At 69.3% G+C, this 16954-nt stretch carries 16 protein-coding genes; 9 read left to right on the top strand and 7 right to left on the bottom strand.

The window, feature by feature from the left end:
* Positions 1-5: 5 nt before the first annotated feature.
* Positions 6-830, bottom strand: a complete 825-nt coding sequence (locus ACXJKJ_RS25250; protein WP_457393430.1) for a DUF6279 family lipoprotein — start codon at positions 828-830, stop codon at positions 6-8.
* 52 nt (positions 831-882) lie between these two features.
* The gene (locus ACXJKJ_RS25255; RefSeq protein ID WP_457393432.1) at positions 883-1359 is read right to left on the bottom strand and encodes a BON domain-containing protein; all 477 of its coding nucleotides are present in this window, start codon (positions 1357-1359) and stop codon (positions 883-885) included.
* A 65-nt stretch (positions 1360-1424) separates the two neighbouring features.
* On the opposite strand from ACXJKJ_RS25255, the gene ACXJKJ_RS25260 reads away from it, so the two are divergent.
* From ACXJKJ_RS25260 to glcF, 8 genes are all read left to right on the top strand, one after another.
* On the top strand, positions 1425-1910 hold the full coding sequence (locus tag ACXJKJ_RS25260; protein WP_457393434.1) for a retropepsin-like aspartic protease family protein: 486 nt from the start codon (positions 1425-1427) through the stop codon (positions 1908-1910).
* The gene (locus ACXJKJ_RS25265) at positions 1907-2815 is read left to right on the top strand and encodes a TraB/GumN family protein (protein ID WP_457393436.1); all 909 of its coding nucleotides are present in this window, start codon (positions 1907-1909) and stop codon (positions 2813-2815) included. Before ACXJKJ_RS25260 ends, ACXJKJ_RS25265 begins: the two co-directional genes overlap by 4 nt.
* 29 nt (positions 2816-2844) lie before the next feature.
* Positions 2845-3612, top strand: coding sequence for a PhaM family polyhydroxyalkanoate granule multifunctional regulatory protein (locus tag ACXJKJ_RS25270; protein ID WP_056205372.1), 768 nt, complete (start codon positions 2845-2847; stop codon positions 3610-3612).
* 31 nt (positions 3613-3643) lie between these two features.
* Positions 3644-4501 carry a substrate-binding periplasmic protein gene (locus ACXJKJ_RS25275; RefSeq protein ID WP_457393438.1) on the top strand — a complete coding sequence of 286 codons (858 nt, stop codon included), beginning with the start codon at positions 3644-3646 and terminating at the stop codon, positions 4499-4501.
* Positions 4502-4786: 285 nt separating this feature from the next.
* On the top strand, positions 4787-6265 hold the full coding sequence (locus tag ACXJKJ_RS25280; protein WP_457393440.1) for an FAD-linked oxidase C-terminal domain-containing protein: 1479 nt from the start codon (positions 4787-4789) through the stop codon (positions 6263-6265).
* Complete coding sequence (gene glcE, locus ACXJKJ_RS25285; RefSeq protein WP_457350437.1) at positions 6262-7332, top strand: glycolate oxidase subunit GlcE; 1071 nt, start codon at positions 6262-6264, stop codon at positions 7330-7332. Before ACXJKJ_RS25280 ends, glcE begins: the two co-directional genes overlap by 4 nt.
* A 2-nt stretch (positions 7333-7334) precedes the next feature.
* Complete coding sequence (locus tag ACXJKJ_RS25290; RefSeq protein ID WP_457393450.1) at positions 7335-8111, top strand: class I SAM-dependent methyltransferase; 777 nt, start codon at positions 7335-7337, stop codon at positions 8109-8111.
* A 4-nt stretch (positions 8112-8115) separates the two neighbouring features.
* Positions 8116-9363 (top strand): glycolate oxidase subunit GlcF, encoded by a 1248-nt coding sequence (gene glcF, locus ACXJKJ_RS25295; RefSeq protein ID WP_457393442.1) that lies wholly within the window; start codon positions 8116-8118, stop codon positions 9361-9363.
* Between the two features lie 175 nt (positions 9364-9538).
* Here the strand turns inward: glcF and ACXJKJ_RS25300 are convergent, their stop codons facing one another.
* The 3 genes from ACXJKJ_RS25300 to metK all read right to left on the bottom strand — a co-directional run bounded on the left by ACXJKJ_RS25300 (position 9539) and on the right by metK (position 13464).
* The gene (locus tag ACXJKJ_RS25300) at positions 9539-9970 is read right to left on the bottom strand and encodes a hypothetical protein (protein WP_457393444.1); all 432 of its coding nucleotides are present in this window, start codon (positions 9968-9970) and stop codon (positions 9539-9541) included.
* Positions 9971-10525: 555 nt separating this feature from the next.
* The gene (locus ACXJKJ_RS25305; RefSeq protein ID WP_457350427.1) at positions 10526-12067 is read right to left on the bottom strand and encodes a methyl-accepting chemotaxis protein; all 1542 of its coding nucleotides are present in this window, start codon (positions 12065-12067) and stop codon (positions 10526-10528) included.
* A gap of 215 nt (positions 12068-12282) precedes the next feature.
* Positions 12283-13464, bottom strand: a complete 1182-nt coding sequence (gene metK, locus ACXJKJ_RS25310) for a methionine adenosyltransferase (protein WP_457350425.1) — start codon at positions 13462-13464, stop codon at positions 12283-12285.
* A gap of 129 nt (positions 13465-13593) precedes the next feature.
* Between metK and ACXJKJ_RS25315 the strand changes: the two genes are divergently transcribed.
* Positions 13594-14457, top strand: coding sequence for a lysophospholipid acyltransferase family protein (locus ACXJKJ_RS25315; RefSeq protein WP_056205353.1), 864 nt, complete (start codon positions 13594-13596; stop codon positions 14455-14457).
* A 4-nt stretch (positions 14458-14461) separates the two neighbouring features.
* Here the strand turns inward: ACXJKJ_RS25315 and ACXJKJ_RS25320 are convergent, their stop codons facing one another.
* Complete coding sequence (locus tag ACXJKJ_RS25320) at positions 14462-15337, bottom strand: PEP-CTERM sorting domain-containing protein (RefSeq protein WP_457393446.1); 876 nt, start codon at positions 15335-15337, stop codon at positions 14462-14464.
* Between the two features lie 106 nt (positions 15338-15443).
* Positions 15444-16954 (bottom strand): LuxR C-terminal-related transcriptional regulator (locus ACXJKJ_RS25325; RefSeq protein WP_457393448.1); only part of this gene is annotated, 1511 nt, incomplete at its 5' end.

Genomic DNA, 16954 nt, shown 5'->3' on the forward strand with positions numbered 1-16954 from the left:
CGGGTTCAGGCCGCCTGCAGGCTGCGCAGTTCGGCCGCCCAGTCGGCCCAATGCTTGCGGACGGCGGCCCGCTGCTCGGCATCCAGGCTGTTGAGCAGCTTCAGCAGGCTGGCGACGATCTGCTCGCGATAGGGCTGCTCGGTGGGCTGGGTCTGTGAGTCCTGCATCAGCAGGGCGGTGCCCGCGGCCAGGTCCTGGTGCGCCCAGGCGCGCAGGGCCTGCACCAGCCGCACCTGGCGTGCGGCACGGGCCTGGGCCATGACGGGCAGGTCGAAATGCCAGCTGCGAGCGTCGGCTGCGGCCTGCTTGCGGGTCGAGCGGTCCAGGTCGCCCAGCCAGCGTTCGAGGTTGCTGGTGTAGCGCTTGGCGCGCTCGTCGGGCCCGCGCTTGCCCGATTGCTTCTCCCGCCACTCGGTCGTCTTCTCGGCCATCTTCTTTTCCAGGTGTTGCCACTGCTCGGGCCGCAGGCTGGCCAGCACCGGCGCGGCCAGCGGCGCGGCGTGCTGCAGGCAACGCTCAACGCTGGCGCGCGCGCCGCGCTCCAGGGCCAGCAGTTCGTCCTGGGTGACGCCGTCGTCCAGCGCCGCATGGGCCTGGCCCACCAGCGCAATCCATTGCGGCAGCTCCTCGCGGCGGTGCCAGGCCTGCCAGGCCTGCAGCTGCGTCTTGAGCTGACCGCGCTGCGGGCTGTCCAGGTCGAGATAGTTGTCCGCCCAAAGCCCGGCCAGCAGTGGCAGCTGCCCATAGGCCAGCGTCAGGCTGGAGCAGCCGATCAGGCCCAGCAGGGCCGTCAGCGCGAAGAGGGTGGCAAGACGCTTCAGCAGTTGCATGGGGCCATCGTGACAAGGCAGGGCGGCGTTGTCACGCCTGGGGTCTTGCAGGTCAATTCATGCGCCGATAGGGCACGACGCCGCCCTGGCCGACCCGCACCAGGGCCAGGGCTCGCTGCACCTCCGGCAACCCGCGTGCCTGGGCCTCCAATTCGGTCGCCTGCTCGGCGTGCCCGACGCAGCCCTCGAGGTAAACGACCCGGCCCTGCACGGTCAGCCACAGGCTGCTCGGATGCAGGGCGGCCGTGCCGTTCAGCTTGGCACGCAAGGCCCCGGCAATGGTCGCGTCATAGCGGAAGGCATTGGGTTCGCTGCATTCGCCCTTGAGCCAGCAGGTGGTGCCGCGCTCGGCGCGATGGTGAGCTTGCACGCGGGCCTCGGCGGCCGTGATGCGCGGGCCGCGGGGCTCCGGGCAATCGGCGATATCGGCCGACACGGCCTCGAAGGGGTCGTTGAAGCGGTTCAACACCAGCTCATCGCTGCCACCGGCGAGCAGCAGTGCGATGAGCAGGGCGGGCGGCGGCGTCATGAAGGCATTCTGGTGGGGCCGGGTATCGTGTGGTCCCGCGCAAACCCTCGCCTCAGTCGCCCCTCGTGTCCCACCAGGATCTGCCGCACACCCTCAAGCTGATGACGATCTGGCTGTTGATCGGCTTGGGCATTTTCCTGGGTTTCAAGCTGTGGGAGCACGAGCGCGAGGCCAGCCGCTTCCAGCTTGCCGGCGAGGTCATCGTGCTGACGCGCGGGGGCGACGGCCACTTCCACTGGCCCGGCCGGGTCGACGGCATCGAGGTGGATTTCCTCGTCGACACCGGCGCCACCACGACGGCCCTGCCGCAAGTGTTGGCGGAGCGCGCCGGCCTCAAGCCGCTGGGCGCCGTGCGCGCCCATACCGCGGCCGGCGCCACGCGCGGCTTTCTTGCGCGGGCCGACGTTGCGCTGGAAGGCGGCGTGCGCGCCGACAAGTTGATGGTCACCGTGCTGCCCGACCTCGCCGCTCCGCTGCTGGGCATGGACGTGCTCGGTCGCCTGCATTTCAGCCAGAAGCCTGGTGAACTCCGCATCGAACCCCGCCCATGATCCGCGCCCTCCTTTTGGCCTTCCTCGTCGGCAGCGCCCATGCCGCCTGCCCGCCGGCGCCGGCCCTGCCGAGTGCCGAGCAGGCCGCCACCTGGGCCGCCAAGGCGTCGGACCGCGGCCTGCTGTGGCGCATCAGCCGTGGCGGCCACAGCAGCTATCTGTTCGGCAGCCTGCATGTCGGCAAGGCCGACTGGGCCTATGCCGGGCCGGCCCTGCGCGCGGCCTGGGCGCAGACCGAGGTGCTGGCCGTGGAGCTCGACCCCGCCGACGTCGGTGCGGTGCTGGCCGCCATGCCCAAAGCCGCACCCCTGCCGCCGGCTCTGGCCCAGCGCCTGGACACCCAGGCCCGCGCCGCCTGCCTGTCGCCTGGTGCCCTGAGCGCGCTGCCGGTCATGTTGCAGCTCAGCATGCTGTCGCTGATGGAGGCGCGCCGCGATGGCTTTGATGCCGGTTTTGGCCAGGACGCCATGCTGCTGGCGCGCGCCAGGAGCGAGGGCCGGCCGGTGCAGTCGCTGGAGAGCGTCGAGGAGCAGCTGCAGGCGCTGGAGCCTGCGGCGGCCGAGCTGCCCGCCATCGTCGACGGCACCCTGCGCCAGTTGCGCGGCGGCCAGAYGCGCGAGCCGCTGCGCCGGCTCAGCAGCGCCTGGTCGCGCGGTGACCTGGGGACGTTGGCGAACTATCCGCGCTGGTGCGCCTGCGCCGACAGCCCGGCCGAACGCGCTTGGTTCAGGCGAGTCAACGACGATCGCAACGGCCCGCTGGCCGAGCGCATCGCGGCCTTGCATGGCGCCGGCCAGCGCCTGCTGGTGGCCGTGGGCGCGCTGCACATGAGCGGCCCGCGGGCCCTGCCCAAGCTGCTGGCCGAGCAGGGTTTTATTGTCGAAGCCCTGCTGCCCAGCAAGTAGGATGGAAGTGCCCTTACAGGAGACAAGACATGAGCGACAACAGCTTCACCAAGTTCGTGCCCGGTTTCGAGTTCCTGCAGGGCCTCGTCAAGAACGCGGGCTCGGCCCTGCCCGGCATCGGCCAATGGGTGGCGCCGACGCTCAACCCGGAGGAGCTCTCCAAGCGCATCGAGGAGCTGCGCACGGTGCAGTTCTGGCTGGAGCAGAACGCCCGCATGCTGGCCGCCACCATCCAGGCGCTGGAGGTGCAGCGCATGACGCTGTCGACGCTGAAGTCGATGAACGTGCCGCTGGCCGACTTGCGCGACAGCCTCAAGCTGCCCACCGGTGGCGACGGCACCTCCTGGCCCGGCATCCCACCCGAAATCCTGGCCGCCGCGGCGCCGGTGGCCCAGGCTGCGGCTCAGACGGTGACCAAGACGGCCAATACCGCTAGCAAGGTCGCCGCCAAGACCGTGAAGACGGCCGGCGATGCGGCCAAGGCCGTGGCCGACAACCCGGCCGCCGTCGTCGACCCGACGCAGTGGTGGACGGCGCTGAGCCAGCAGTTCACGCAGCTGGCCACCTCGGCCATGAAGGACACCGCGACCGATGCGGCCAAGAACCTCGCCGGCAACCTCGTCAAGCAGAGCTTCGACGCCGCCAGCGAAACGCTGAAGCGCGCGGCCAGCGTGCCCGGGGCGGTGGTGGGTGGCGTCGCCAAGGGCCTGGCGTCCGGCGCCGCGCCCAAGCCGGCCGCGAAGACCGCCGCCGCGAAGGCGGCCAAGCCACGCAGCAGCGCGCGCCGCAAGCCTTGAGGCGAAGGCGAACCGGCGCGACGGGAGGGTGATGAGGCGCCGGCCGCTGCTGGGCATGTTCGCGGCTGCCTGCGCCACCGAGGCGCCCGCGCGGCCCGCACCGCTGGTCTATCCCCAGCACGAACCCGGCCGCGTGCCGCAGTGGCACTACATGCAGGCCGTCATCAAGCTCGCCATCACGCGCAGCGGTGCCGACTATGAGTTGATGGAGTCGCCCGTGCCGATGACGCAGGCGCGCGTCGTGCGCGAACTGGCCGACCGCAGCGGGCGGATCGATCTGTGCTGGACCATGACCAGCATCGAGCGCGAGGCCCGGCTGCTGCCGGTGCGCGTTCCCATGGACCGCGGCCTCATCGGTTGCCGCGTTGCCTTCGTCCGCCCCGAGGACGTGGATCGCTGGCGCGACCTGCACGACCTCAACGAACTCTCCCGCTACGTCGCCGGCCAGGGCCAGGACTGGCCCGACACCGCCATCCTGCGTGCCAACGGCCTGCCGGTGCAGGGCATCAGCCGCTACGAGGCGCTGTTCGACATGCTGCGCATGCGCCGCATCGACTACTTCCCGCGCGCCGTCTTCGAGATCGACGACGAGGCGACCACGCCGGCGGCCCATGACCTCGTCATCGAGCCGCATGTGCTGCTGCGCTATCCGGCGGCTTCCTACCTCTTCGTGCGCCCGGATCGGCCACGACTGGCGGCCGAGTTGCAGCGCGGCATGGAGGCCGCGGCCAGCGACGGCAGCCTCGCGCGCCTCTTCCAGCAGTATTTCGGCGACCTGCTGCGCCGCCACCACCTGGCCCGCCGGCGCCAGCTGTTGCTGAAGAATCCGTTGCTGCCGCCCGAGACGCCCTTGCACAAGCCGGCCTACTGGCTCGTCATCGAAGGCTGAGATGAACTGCCCCTCGCCCAACCTCGCGTCGCTGAACGCGAGCGAGTCTGGTCGGTCTTGCAGACCGCGCAGCCGACAGAGCGGCTGCTCTTCGGCAGGCACGGCAAGTCCTCAGGACTTGCCCTGTCCGACCTCAGCCCCCGGGGGGACGGCGATGCTTGCCGGATTGACCGGCAAGCACATCGCCAGCGCGTGCCGGCTAGGGAGCGGCCCGGCGCTCGGCCCGCAACTTCAATGCATTGCGGGTGTCGCGAATTCGGAATGGGCAACTAAAGTGGGCCCGACATGAACGCCCCCGTCGACCTCGCCGCCCGCCGTGCCGCACTCATCGCGGCCCTGGCACCGTTGCTGCCGGCCCATGCCCTGCTGCACCAGGCCGAGCAGACCACGCCCTATGAATGCGATGGCCTGACCGCCTACCGCCAGCGCCCGTTGGCCGTGGCCCTGCCGGAGACCGAGGCCCAAGTGGCGGCTGTGCTGAAGGCCTGCCATCGTCTCGGTGTTCCGGTCGTCGCGCGCGGCGCGGGCACGGGCCTGTCGGGCGGCGCGATGCCGCACGAGGCCGGCCTGACGTTGGCCCTGGCCAAGTTCAACCGCATCCTGTCGCTGGATCCGCTGTCACGCACGGCCCGCGTGCAATGCGGCGTGCGCAACCTCGCCATCAGCGAAGCCGCGGCGACTCACGGCCTGTATTACGCGCCCGACCCCAGCAGCCAGATCGCCTGCACGATTGGCGGCAACATCGCCGAGAACAGTGGCGGCGTGCACTGCCTGAAGTACGGCTTGACGCTGCACAACGTGCTGCGCCTGCGCGGCTTCACCGCCGAGGGCGAGCCCGTCGAGTTCGGCAGCGAGGCGCTGGATGCGGCGGGCCTGGACTTGCTGGCCCTCGTCATCGGCAGCGAAGGCATGCTGGCCGTCATCACCGAAGTCACCGTCAAGCTGGTGCCCAAGCCCATGCTTGCGCGCTGCATCATGGCCAGCTTCGACGACGTGCGCAAAGCCGGCGACGCGGTCGCGGCCATCATCGCGGCCGGCATCATCCCGGCGGGCCTGGAGATGATGGACAAGCCGATGACGGCTGCCGTCGAGGACTTCGTGCATGCCGGCTACGACCTGGATGCCGAGGCCATCCTGCTGTGCGAAAGCGACGGTACGCCCGAGGAAGTGGCCGAGGAGGTTGCACGCATGGAAGCCGTGCTGCAGGCCAGCGGTGCGACGCGCTGCCAGGTCAGCGCCGACGAGGCCCAACGGCTCAAGTTCTGGAGCGGCCGCAAGAACGCCTTCCCGGCATCGGGCCGCATCAGCCCCGATTACATGTGCATGGACTCCACCATCCCGCGCAAGCACCTGGCCACCATCCTGCTCGACATCCAGCAGATGGAAAAGAAATACGGCCTGCGCTGCGCCAACGTSTTCCATGCCGGCGACGGCAAYCTGCACCCGCTGATCCTGTTCGACGCCAACGACCCCGACCAGCTGCACCGCTGCGAAGCTTTCGGTGCCGAGATCCTGGAGCGCAGCGTGGCCCTGGGCGGCACGGTGACCGGCGAGCATGGTGTCGGCGTCGAAAAACTGAACTCCATGTGCGTGCAGTTCAGCACCGAGGAGCGCGAGCAGATGCTGGCGTTGAAGCGCGCCTTCGACCCTGCCGGCACGCTGAACCCGGGCAAGCAGATCCCGTCCCTGAGCCGCTGCGCCGAATACGGACGCATGCATGTGAAGCGCGGCCTGTTGGCCTTCCCGGAACTGGAGCGGTTTTGAGCTTTGCAGACCTGCAGACCCGATTGCGTAATGCGCGCGAGCCGCTGCGCATCCAGGGCCATGGCAGCAAGGATTTCTATGGCGAGGCGCCGCACGGCGAGCTGCTGTCCACCCTGGAGATGAATGGCATCACCGCCTACGAGCCCAGCGAGCTCTTCATCAGCGCGCTGGCCGGCACGCCGTTGGCCGATGTCGAGGCCATGCTGGCCCGCCAGCAGCAGCGCCTGGCCTTCGAGCCGCCGCGCTTCGGTGGCCGCGGCACCGTGGGCGGCATGGTGGCGGCCGGGCTGTCGGGGCCGACGCGGGCGGCGCTGGGCTCGGTGCGGGACCATCTGCTGGGCGCCGTGATGATCAATGGCCGGGGCGAGCTGCTGAGCTTTGGCGGCACGGTCATGAAGAACGTGGCCGGCTTCGATGTCAGCCGCGCGCTGGCGGGGTCGCTGGGCGTGCTGGGGTTGATTACCGAGGTGACCTTGAAGGTGCTGCCCCTGCCGGCCGCCACGGCAACATTGCGCTTCGATTTCGACCAGTCCGCTGCCTTGATGGCGATCAACCGCTGGGGCGGTGAGCCCCTGCCCATCGAGGCCAGTGCCTGGTGGGACGGTGCCTTGCTCGTGCGACTGGCCGGCGCGAACGCGGCCGTTGAGGCCGCGGCACGCAAGTTGGGCGGCGATGTCATTCCGGGCGACATGGCCCAGCCCTTCTGGACCGGCCTGCGTGACCACAGCGACGAGTTCTTCATCGGCGCCGAGCGTGCGGTGGCGGGCGGCGCGCGGCTTTGGCGGCTGTCCCTGCCGAGTGCGACGCCCGAGCTCAAGTTGCATGGCGAGCAGCTCATCGAATGGGGCGGCGCGCAACGCTGGGTCGTCACGCCCATGCCGCCTGCCGGCGTGCGTGATGCCGCAGCAGCTGTGGGCGGGCATGCGACGCTGTTCCGCGCCCAGGACAAGGGCGTGGGCGTGTTCGCGCCGCTGAGCGCGCCGTTGGCGGCCATCCACAAGCGGCTCAAGGCCTCCTTCGACCCGCATGGCGTGTTCAACCCGGGGCGGCTCTACGCCGGGCTTTGATGATCCAGCCCATCCATGACGCCGCCCAGCGCGGCTACACCAACGCCCCCGACAGCTATCAGCGCGGTCGGCCGGAGTACCCACTTGCGCTGGCCACCTGGCTGGACACGACGCTCAGCGTGCGTGAGGGCGCCCGGGTTGTTGATCTGGGCGCGGGCACGGGTAAGTTCACGAAGCTGCTGGCTCGCACCGGAGCGGCCGTGACGGCGGTGGAGCCGGTCGATGCGATGCGCGAGAAGCTGTCGGAGAGCCTGCCCAGCGTGAGGGCGCTCGCCGGCACTGCCGAGACCATGCCCTTGGCAGACGGCGAGGCCGACGTGCTGGTCTGCGCCCAGGCCTTCCACTGGTTTGCCAACGAACAGGCGCTGCGTGAGATGCACCGTGTGCTGAAGCTCGGCGGTCGGCTGGGGCTGGTCTGGAATGTGCGGGACGAATCCTGCGACTGGGCCGCGGCCATCACCGAGATCATCACGCCCTACGAAGGCGATGCGCCGCGCTACTACACCGGGCAGTGGAAGTGTCCGTTCGAGGGCCAGACGCTGTTCGCGCCGCTGCAGCTGACGGAGTTTGCGCACAGTCATGAGGGCTCGTTCGAGCAGGTCGTCATCGACCGCATCGCCTCGGTGAGCTTCATCGCCGCGTTGCCCCGGGCCGAGCGCGAGGTTGTGGAGGCGAAGTTGCGGGCGCTCCCGCAGCGCTTCGCCGCGTTGCGCGAACCCGTGATCGCCTTCCCCTATGTGACGCAGGCCTGGTGCGCCGAGCGTCTTGCCAGCAACTGACGGCATGCAGACCACCCTCGCTCCCGAATTCGCCGGCACCCACGATGGCACTGAGGCCGAGGCCATCCTGCGGCGCTGCGTGCACTGCGGCTTCTGCACGGCCACCTGCCCGACCTACCAGCTGCTGGGCGACGAGCTCGACGGCCCGCGCGGCCGCATCTACCTGATCAAGCAGGTGCTCGAAGGCGCTGAACCCACGCGCGAGACGCAGTTGCATCTGGACCGCTGCCTGACCTGCCGCAACTGCGAGACGACCTGTCCGTCGGGCGTCGAATACGGCCGCCTGGTCGACATCGGCCGGCGCGTGGTGGATGCCAAGGTCGAGCGTCCCAGCGGCGAGAAGCGTGTGCGCTGGCTGCTGAAGGAGGGGCTGACCTCGCCGCTGTTCAAGCCGGCGATGAAGCTGGGCCAGATGTTCCGGCCGCTGGTGCCGGCGTCGCTGAAGGACAAGGTGCCGGCCAGGCCGCCGGCCACGGCGCACGACTGGCCGACGCGCCAGCTCAACCGCAAGGTCGCGTTGCTGCTGGGCTGCGTGCAGCCGGCCATGGCGCCCAACATCAACAGCGCGACGGCGCGGGTGCTGGACGCGGCGGGCATTCAGACCGTGGTGGCCGATGGCGCCGGTTGCTGCGGCGCCATCCGCGAGCACCTCGGCGACCATGAAGCGGCGCTGAACGACATGCGCCGCAACATCGACGCCTGGTGGCCGCTGGTCTCGGGTCTGGGCGAGCGCGTCGAGGCCCTGGTCATGAATGCCTCGGGCTGCGGCGTCATGGTCAAGGACTATGCGCACCTGTTGGCCCATGACCCGGCCTATGCCGACAAGGCCCGGCGCGTCAGCGAGATGACCAGGGACCTCAGCGAGCTGCTGCCCGAGCTGGTGCCCACGCTGAAGGCGCGGCTCAAGGCCAAACCCGGCTCGCTGGCCTACCACCCGCCCTGCACGCTGCAGCATGGCCAGAAGCTCAAGGGCGGCGTTGAAGGCGCGCTGCGCGACCTCGGTTTCCGCATTGACTGCGCGCCGACCGACAGCCACCTCTGCTGCGGCTCGGCCGGGACCTATTCGGTGCTGCAGCCCGAGCTGTCCAAGCAGCTGCGCGACCGCAAGCTGGCAGCGCTGGCGCCCTTGCAGGCCGAGCAGATCGTGTCGGCCAACATCGGCTGCATCCAGCATCTGCAAAGCGGCACGACCCACCCGGTGCGGCACTGGGTCGAGGTGCTGGACGATGCGCTGAGAGGGGTGAGCGGGTAGGTGGTCGAGTGAGCTTGCTGTGGGTGCAGCGGGTCAGCCGATGACGGGTGTCGACCCATTTGCGACATTCGCCATGCTCAATTGGGCGCCGCAAACCTGCCTTTCGCGCCGCCCAGCGACGGACTCAAAAGTTCGATCTGCATCGAGTGCCCTGATGGGCTCATAGGGGAATTGACTATGCCCCCGGCAGGTATTCACCAGCCTTCGGCGGACCGCAGCGGGAAGCCGAATCTACGCCGGTCTCAAGCATGTTGCAGACCTGCTGGATTGCCATCTCGAGCTCATCCTGATTGCAGAGGTACTCGTCAATTTTCCCGAACGACGTGTACCGCGAACGATTGAATCCGTCTTCGATATCGTTGAACCAAACGACCATGCCCCCGATCACGGCGACCGCCCAAAAACCGCCGCCCTCCCTCCCATACGTAGGCTCGGACCACTTCGCTGGCTGAATTCGAATAGCTTCCCACAACCGCGCCTGCTGGATGTTCATCCGTGCTTCGCCCGCGTTGATAAGGTCCCACAGCGATGCTTCTGAGATTGGCTTCCAGTTCATAGGTGTTTTCGGGAGGTCTAACGAACGCTTTTGGCCGAACAGCGACGTCATCGGCCCCTGGCGACGTCCAGGGTTTCCACCCAAGGCCGAGCAGTGCCCCAGCCGATGATGAAGTCGTGATCATTGCTGCACAACAAGTAGCTGCCATCTTCATCACAGACGTAAAACTCAAGCGCGGGGCATTCGAGCAACACCCGGAGCAGGTCATAGCCGCTCCCGAACTTCCAGATGTACGCTGCTTCACTCAAAAACATCAAACACGACTTTGCTCCGACAAAATCGGCGACGAGCTTCCAACCATCCGGCCTCCTTGTCCCGCCGGGAGCATAGGTCTCGTCCCACGGTGTGCTCGCGGAAGCGTCGACTCCTAGCCGCTCCCGAAGTCGAAGCTTGAGATTTCGCGCATCCTCTAAGTTCAGGGAAGTTGCGAAGGTCCCAGTCGTCTGTATTGCTTGAAGGACGTGGCTGTTCAAAGGCAACGGACGGTCATGGGGCAAAGATAGCCTACTCGAAAGCCGCCGCTGGTGGGCGTCCGCTCCTGGCCGAAAGCCGCCCGACACGCATGTCTGCCGGTAAGGCGCGTCGAGCCGATGTCCCCTCTTCGTTCTAGACGCGGAACGTCGACACGAGCTTCACCAGCTCGTCCGCCTGCTGCTTCAGGCTTTCGGCGGCCGCAGCGCTTTCCTCGACCAAAGCGGCGTTCTGCTGCGTCGCCTGGTCCATCTGCGTGATGGCCTGGCCGACTTGGCTGACGCCGGTGCTCTGCTCGCGGCTGGCCGAGCTGATCTCGCGCACGATCTGGGCGACGCGGCCGATGGCAGTCACGACTTGCGCCATCGTCTCGCCGGCCTTGTTCACCAGCACGGCGCCCTGCTCGACGCGCTCGACGCTGTCGCCGATCAGGCCCTTGATCTCCTTGGCGGCGTCGGCGCTGCGCTGGGCCAGCATGCGGACCTCGCTGGCGACGACGGCAAAGCCGCGGCCCTGCTCACCGGCGCGGGCGGCCTCGACGGCGGCGTTCAGCGCCAGGATGTTGGTCTGGAAGGCGATGGCGTCGATGGTGCCGATGATGTCGCCGATCTTGCGCGAGCTCTCTTCGATGCCTTTCATGCGCTGCACCGCCTCGCCGACGACTTCGCCGCCCTGGCGTGCCACCTGGCTGGCGTCATGCGCGAGCTTGTCGGCCTCGCCGGCGTTGTCGGCATTGAGCTTCACGGTGGCCGACAGCTCCTCCATCGACGCCGCCGTCTCTTGAATGGCGCTGGCCTGCTGCTCGGTGCGTGCCGACAGGTCGTTGCTGCCATGCGAGATCTCGGTGCTGGCCGTCGCCACGCCGCTGGCGTTCTCGCGCACCGAGCCGACGAGATGGCGCAGCGCCTGCTGCATCTGCGCCAGCGCCTGAGTCAACTGCGCGGTCTCGTCGCTGCCCACGCTGCGGATGTCGCGCGACAGGTCGCCATGCCCCACCTCCTCGGCTTCGTGGATGGCCTCGCGCAGCGGGCCGACAACGGAGCGCGTGATCAGCCAGGCCGCCGCGATGCCTACGCTGAGGCAGGCGATGGCGATGACGAGCATGATCATCTGGGTGCGGCGCGCCTCCTCCATGACCTGCTGGGTCTCGAGGCGCACGCGCTCGCCCTGGAAGTCGGCCATGCGGCTGATGGCCGCGACATAGGCCTCGGAGGCCGGCCGCATCTTGCCTTCCAGCGTCTGCAGCGCAGCGTCGGCTTCGCCGGCCTTGAGCTGGGCGAAGACCTGGTTGCGGATGTCGACATAGGCCTTGCGGGCGTCGGCAATCTCCGTGAGCAGGGCCTTGTCGCGCTCGGTGTCCACCGCCTTGGTGAGGCTCTCCTGCAGTTCGGTGATCCTGGCACTCGTCGTCTTGATGATCGGCGAGAAGAACTCCGCCACGGGGCCCGAGCCTCCGGCGCGCGCGACGGCGTCGGTGCGCGTGACGTTGAGCTGGGTCGCCGTACGCCAGTCCTGGGCGAAGTCCTGGCGATGCTGCAGTTCCACCAGCAGGTCGATGTGAGGGCCGACGGCGCCGATCTGCCGGTAGCTCACGCCCAGGGCCACCGCCAGCAGCAGCAGCACGAGGCCGAAGCCCAGGCCCAGCCGGGTCCCGATTCGCATGGATTGCATGTTCATCACCGCCTCCAGGTTGATGGCGCGGCGGGCGGCTGTGATCGCGCACCCTGCCGTTGCGTTGACTCTACATGTTGACGGATGTGGCGGCGCAAAGGAAAACACCGCCTGGAGGGCGGTGTTGGTGAGGTGATGTCACCGTCCTTTGGTCTTTGCTCACATCGCTATGCGATATGAGCTTCGCCCACGTGTCGAACCGCGCTTGCGCGCGGCGGCCCTTACAGGCCGGCCGCAGCCCGCAGGGCAGCGGCTTTATCGACACGTTCCCACGTGAACTCCGGCTCTTCACGACCGAAGTGGCCGTACGCAGCCGTCTTCGAATAGATCGGGCGCAGCAGGTCCAGCATCTGGATGATGCCCTTGGGACGCAGGTCGAAGTGCTCGTTGACGAGCTTGGCGATCTGGTCGTCGGGGATGACGCCGGTGCCTTCGGTGTAGACGGTCACGTTCATCGGCCGGGCCACGCCGATGGCGTAGGCGACCTGGATCTGGCACTGGCGCGCCAGGCCGGCGGCGACGACGTTCTTGGCSACGTAGCGGGCRGCRTAGGCGGCCGARCGGTCGACCTTGGACGGRTCCTTGCCCGAGAASGCGCCGCCACCGTGCGGGCAGGCGCCGCCGTAGGTGTCGACGATGATCTTGCGGCCGGTCAGGCCGCAGTCGCCCTGCGGGCCGCCGATGACGAAGCGGCCGGTCGGGTTGATCAGGTACTTGGTGTCGGCGCTGATCCATTCCTTGGGCAGCACGGGCTTGATCAGCTCTTCGCGGATGGCTTCGTAGAACTCGTCCGTCATGCGGTCGCCGAGCGAGTACTCGGGCGCGTGCTGGGTGGACAGCACGACGGTGTCGATGCTGTGCGGCTTGCCGTCCACATAGCGCATCGTGACCTGGCTCTTGGCGTCCGGGCGCAGGAAGGGCAGGCGGCCGTCCTTGCGCAGCTGGGCCTGGCGCTCGACGAGGCGGTGCGCGTAGTAGATCGGCGCGGGCATCAGCTCTGGCGTCTCGTCACAGGCGTAGCCGAACATCAGGCCCTGGTCGCCGGCACCGGTGTTGAGGTGATCGTCGGACGCATGATCGACGCCCTGGGCGATGTCGTTGGACTGCTTGTCGTAGGCGACCAGGACGGCGCAGCCCTTGTAGTCGATGCCGTACTCGGTGTTGTCGTAGCCGATGCGCTTGATGGTGTCGCGCGCGACCTGGATGTAGTCGACGTGGGCGTTGGTCGTGATCTCGCCGGCGAGAACCACCAGGCCGGTGTTGCACAGCGTCTCGGCGGCCACGCGGCTGCGCGGGTCCTGCTCGAAGATGGCGTCCAGGATGGCGTCCGAGATCTGGTCGGCCACCTTGTCGGGGTGTCCTTCCGAGACGGATTCAGACGTGAAGAGGAAATCGTTGGCCACTTTTAAACTCCGGTTGCTTCATTGGCGGCGTCGCCGTCGCTCCTGGAGGTGCGGCGAACGCTTTAGCGGGATTTGTGAATCGCCCCGCAAGTAGTTCAGTAACTCGGCGATCTGCGAAGTATAGGAAATATGGGTTGGGTCTTTCGCTTGCTGTCCCGGCTGCCCCTGGCGCTATTGCACGCTTTGGGGGCGCTGCTGGGTTGGGTTGTCTACTTCGCCTCGGGGACCTACCGGCGGCGTTTCCAAGCCAATGTGGCCCAGGCCGGCGTCGCCTGGAGCGAGGCGCGGCCCGCGATTGCGGCCGCCGGGCGCATGGCGGCGGAGCTGCCCTGGCTCTGGGTGGCTACCCGCGGCAAGCCGCTGGGCGACAAGCTGCAATGGGAGGGCGGCGAGCTGATCACGGCCGCCCTGGCCGAGAAACGCGGCCTGGTCATGCTGACGCCCCACATGGGCTGCTTCGAGATCTGCGCCCAGGCCATCGCCGAGCGCTTCACGACGCCCGAGTCACCCATCACCGTGCTGTACCGCCCGGCGCGGCAGGCCTCGCTACGCGAGGTGATGGCCGGCTCACGCGAGCGGCCCGGGCTGGCCACGGCGCCGGCGTCGCTGGCCGGCGTGCGCCAGATGATCCGCGCGCTGCGCAAGGGCGAGGTCATCGGCCTGCTGCCCGACCAGGTGCCACCCGATGGCCTGGGCGTGTGGGCGCCTTTCTTCGGCAAGCCGGCCTACACGATGACGCTGGCCGCCCGCCTGGTGCAGCAGACGGGCGCGTCCCTGCTGCTGATCTGGGGTGAGCGCCTGCCCGGCGGTGAGGGCTTCGTCGTGCACGTGCTGCCCGCGCCGGCCATCCCTGCCGAGGCGAGCAACGAGGCTGCCGCAGCGCTCGTCAACGGGGCCATGGAGAGCCTGATCCGCCGCGCGCCGGGGCAGTATCTGTGGGGCTACCACCGCTACAAGCAGCCGCGCGGCCTGGACATCGGCGCGGCACCTTAGTCCCTCAGCGGCGCCCCCGCCTCAAGCGCAGCAACGCGATCAAGCCCAGCGACAACAGCAGCGCCGTCGCCGGCTCGGGCACGGCAGTCACCAGCAGGCTGGGGTCGCCACCGGTGATGGCCGTCAGGCGCAGCGTGTGCGAGGCGTCGGCCAGCACATCGGTCGTGTCGTAGGTCATCTGCACGCTGGCGCTGAGCTGGCTGATGAGGACGAAGCTCGCGCCGGGGTCCACCGTGATGCTGACCGAGAAATCACCGCCGAAGGCTTGCGGGTTGTAGAGCAGCCCGACGCCGCTGTGGCTGCTGTAGCCGAAGTCGATCAGGCCGACCTCGAAGGACGGGTCCTGGCCGGTGTAGATGGCCGCCGACCCGAAGGCGCTGGCCCGGGTGCTGCTGAGCGTGCCGTCGACATGGAAGTCGAAGTGGTAGGTCGTCGTGCTGGCGCCGAGGTAGTGGTAGGTCTGCTGGGTGCGCGCGACGGCGCTGGCGGCATAGAGGTCGATGCCGATCTCCAGTTGCGCCGGGTCGGCGAGGATGACGACGGGCTCGTTGTCGGCCCGCGCATAGGCGCCCAGCAGCGGTGTGGCCAGGGCGCCCTGCAAGGCGGCGCTGGCGTGGTACTCCACGCCGCCGCCCAGGCTGTAGCCCGCCGTGTTGGGGTCGCCCACAGGCTGGCCGAGGTAGTCCACCTGGGCGGCCAGCGGGCCGCTCTGGCTTTGCACCGGGTTGCCGGTGAGGCCGAGCTGGAAATGCGGGCAGGTGCTGCAGCCGATCTGGAAATCGCCCCGGGCGGTGCCGCTCGCGGTGGCAAGGCCAGCCTGGCCCCAGGCGGCGCCGCTGGCGAACAGGGCGAGAGCGGTGAGCAGCGTGCGGATCTTCATGACAGGTCTCCCTTGCAAAGGCTGTGCGGGCCGGTGGCCCTGAATGCAAGGCTAGAGGGCGAGGCGCGTGAGCACCTCGGCGGCGTTACCCGGATTTGGGCGCGCACTACTCAGATTTCGCGCGCTGGATGGCGTCCTGGCGTGTCTTCACCCCGAGCTTCAGGAACACGGCGGCGACATGGTTCTCCACCGTGCGCTCGGAGCGGTGCAGCGTGGCTGCGATGGCGCGGTTGCTGTGGCCCTGCACGAGCAGCTCCAGGATCTCGCGTTCGCGTCCGGTCAGGCCCAGCGGGTCCTGCCGGGCATGGCCGTAGCGGCCACGCCCCACGCCGCTCACGCCCACGCGCCGCAGGCGCCGGCGCGCGTACTGCGCGGCCAGCCCGGCGCCCAGCCCTTGAAGGCGCTGCAGTCCATCGGCGATGGCGTCGGCATCGCCCCACAGCAGCGCCAGGGCCTGCTGGTAGGGGCAGCCCACCTCGCCCCAGGCCTGGCTGGCGGCGCGATGCCGGCCGCTAGCCTCCAGCGCGCAGGCCGCGGGCGCGTCGGCGGCGACGGCCTGCGGCTGGCCCAGGCGCGCAAGCCACACCTGGACCTGCGCCCGCCGCCACGGCCCCAGCCGCGTGGTCGCTCTGGCCAACGCTTCCTCCGCCAGCTGCCGCGCCCGCCCCGCCGGGCCCGACAAGGTCGAGAGTTCCACCTGCTGCACATCCACCGACATGAACCAGGGTGACACCGCCAGCTGCCGCCGTCCACTGGCCAGCTCCTGCCAGTAGGCCAGCGCACCCGGTTCCCCTCGGCGGGCCGCCTGCAGCGCAAGCAGATGGCCGACCTGCTCGCGTTGCAGCTCGTTCAGGTCAGGGCGGGCCTGGAGCTGGCGCAGGCCCGCCTCGCCGGCCGCCCAGTCGCCGCGCGCGATGTCGCCGCAAGCCTGGCGCACGCGCAGCGGCACGGCGAACAGGTCCAGGTCGCGCGCCTCGCAATACGCCAGCCCGGCCGTGCACAGGCGCTCCAGATTGTCGTAGCGCGACGCGACCAGTGCGGCCGAGGCGAGGTTGGTCCAGGCGCGCGCGGCCAGTTCCTCCCGACCATCGGCCAGCGCCTGTTCGAGCGCGGCGTGCAGCTCGACCGTGCCCAGCCCCTCATCCGGCCCGCCCAGCCGCGCCGAGGCCAGCGTGATACGCGCGCCGAGGGCGCCCGCCGGGTCGCCGAGGCGGCCGAACAAGGCCAGGGCCTGGGCGGCACCCGCCAGCGCCGCGCCGGTGTCGTCGTCCAGCAGATGCAGCTGGGCGTGGTTGGCCAGCGCGTGGGCCAGGGCCGGGCTGTCGGGGGCGTGCTCGTGCAGCAGGGCGATCGCGGCCTCGGCATGGGCCAGGCCGGCGCTGGCGCGGCCGCGCGTCCATTCGATGCGCGCCAGCAGGCTCAAGTGCTCGGCCCGGGCCAGCGGCCGCGCGCCGGCCAGGCTCAGCGCCAGGGCTGCGGCCTGCGCGGCCTCCTCGACCTGACCGGTCAGCAGGCATTCGATCGCCTGGGCGCGCGCCAGCGGCTCGACCTGCACGGCAGGCAGTTGTGCGGCGCGGCGCAGCGCCAGGCCGAACAGGGCCGCGGCCTGGCGGTGCG

The organism is Roseateles sp. P5_E1, assembly GCF_054049335.1.

What these genes read in the sequence shown, in the direction of transcription:
- ACXJKJ_RS25320 (WP_457393446.1), bottom strand. Translation starts at nt 15,337, where the DNA reads ATGAAGATCCGCACGCTGCTCACCGCTCTCGCCCTGTTCGCCAGCGGC.
- ACXJKJ_RS25270 (WP_056205372.1), top strand. Translation starts at nt 2,845, where the DNA reads ATGAGCGACAACAGCTTCACCAAGTTCGTGCCCGGTTTCGAGTTCCTG.
- ACXJKJ_RS25275 (WP_457393438.1), top strand. Translation starts at nt 3,644, where the DNA reads ATGAGGCGCCGGCCGCTGCTGGGCATGTTCGCGGCTGCCTGCGCCACC.
- ACXJKJ_RS25315 (WP_056205353.1), top strand. Translation starts at nt 13,594, where the DNA reads ATGGGTTGGGTCTTTCGCTTGCTGTCCCGGCTGCCCCTGGCGCTATTG.
- ACXJKJ_RS25255 (WP_457393432.1), bottom strand. Translation starts at nt 1,359, where the DNA reads ATGACGCCGCCGCCCGCCCTGCTCATCGCACTGCTGCTCGCCGGTGGC.
- ACXJKJ_RS25250 (WP_457393430.1), bottom strand. Translation starts at nt 830, where the DNA reads ATGCAACTGCTGAAGCGTCTTGCCACCCTCTTCGCGCTGACGGCCCTG.
- glcF (WP_457393442.1), top strand. Translation starts at nt 8,116, where the DNA reads ATGCAGACCACCCTCGCTCCCGAATTCGCCGGCACCCACGATGGCACT.
- ACXJKJ_RS25300 (WP_457393444.1), bottom strand. Translation starts at nt 9,970, where the DNA reads ATGACGTCGCTGTTCGGCCAAAAGCGTTCGTTAGACCTCCCGAAAACA.
- ACXJKJ_RS25305 (WP_457350427.1), bottom strand. Translation starts at nt 12,067, where the DNA reads ATGAACATGCAATCCATGCGAATCGGGACCCGGCTGGGCCTGGGCTTC.